The following is a 598-nucleotide window of genomic DNA, read 5'->3' as shown; positions in this document are numbered from 1 at the left end:
CATCCACACCAACTATTCCAGATGCAGTAGCCATGCCATGGGATAAAATTATTGATAGAAAAGTTAAATCAACTGATAATGAAGATTTAGGAAAGGTAGAAAGTGTAGCAGTTAATTATGTAGAAGTAAAAGAAGGTGCAGTACACAAGAAACATTACTTTATTCCCAAGTATTATATCCAAGGATTTGATGGTGAAAACTTGCGTACTTCACTAACAAAAAATCAGATAAAAGACAGATATGAACGAGATAATCCTCCAACAGAGTCAGAATTCCAATCCCAAGAATATATGGAACACAAGCGTAGAGTGGACTCTACCTATCCACAGTTTCTACATGGAATTCCATTTATGGCAAAGGAACCTGGAGTTGCTCTTCAAACAGAGCAGTCTGGTGAAACTCTAACTATACCATGGGAAGAAGTAATTCATAAACATGTAAGAGCAAGTGATAATGAGGATATAGGAGATGTAGAAAGAGTAGGAAATGAGTTTATTGTAGTAAGACAAGGAGTAGCCAAAATACATCTCTATTACATACCAAAGTCATACATTAACAGATATGATGGAAGTTCATTGTGGATATCTGTACCAAGTGG

At 35.8% G+C, this 598-nt stretch carries 1 protein-coding gene; it reads left to right on the top strand.

Translation table 11 applies throughout. The annotated features are described in order from the left end of the window. Positions 1 to 598, top strand: a 598-nt coding sequence (locus DYY65_RS11720) for a hypothetical protein (RefSeq protein WP_162478139.1), incomplete at both ends; no start/stop codon positions are given.

The sequence above is a fragment of the Nitrososphaera sp. AFS genome (assembly GCF_009898475.1).
Classification (GTDB): domain Archaea; phylum Thermoproteota; class Nitrososphaeria; order Nitrososphaerales; family Nitrososphaeraceae; genus Nitrosopolaris.
This window is presented reverse-complemented; position numbering and strand designations above follow the sequence as displayed.